Below are 821 nucleotides of genomic sequence, written 5' to 3' on the forward strand. Positions count from 1 at the left end.
GGCCTTGAACCCAGTACACGGAACGGGATCTCCAAAGCATATGGTGGGCGGCGGCCCGCGCCGCAAGCTCTGTGGGCGGGGCGGACCGCCGGAACGCCGACGCCGGAGGAGGTTCGCTCCCGCAGGACTTCCCGGCGGAAGCGAAACAGTTCGGCGGGACGGCCACGGCTCAGGGTTTCGACTTGGCCGGTCGGTTCGACCAGTCCGCCGGACGCGACCAGCCGGCGGAAGTTCTGCTTGTGAAGGCCGACGCCCGACAGCGCCTCGACGACCTGCTGAAGGCGGAACAAGGTGAAGGTCGGCGGCAGCAGTTCGAACACCAGCGGGCGGTACTTCAGCTTGCCGCGCAGCCGACCCAGCGCCGCCGCCAGGAAGCGCCGGTTGTCCGACGCCATCGGTTTGCCGAGCGCCTTCGGCGTTTCCGACGAATGCTGGACGATGGGATCCGCCTTGCCAGCCGCCCGGATGGCTTCGCGGTCACGCTGGGCTTCGACCACCAAGCCCGCTTCGTACAGCAATTCATAACGCTCCAGCGCGCGCTCGAAGTCCCAGGCGGCGTCTTCCACCCCGCTGCCGAAGCTGAGACCGGCGCGCTCGGTCCGCAGGTCGCGGGTCGCTTGGTCGCGCGATGCGTCGATCCAGCGCCGGAGGGCCGGACGGATCACGCGGTCGACCAGCGGCGGGCGGCCGTCGCGCCAGTCCTCCCACGGCAGGAACTCGTACCAGTCGCGCCACTCGGCCCCGCCCGTCCCCGCCAAGGGCGCTTCCCGTACCAGCGCCAGGTATCCGACCGAGACGACTCGGGGACCTCCGGTCAACTC

Annotated in this window: 1 protein-coding gene; it reads right to left on the minus strand. The window is 70.0% G+C overall.

Going from position 1 to position 821, the window contains the following annotated elements; genetic code table 11:
- Window positions 1-821, minus strand: an 821-nt coding sequence (locus tag AC5JJ6_RS22155; RefSeq protein ID WP_496044143.1) for an NUDIX hydrolase, incomplete at both ends; no start/stop codon positions are given.

The sequence above is a fragment of the Skermanella sp. genome (genome assembly GCF_059503625.1).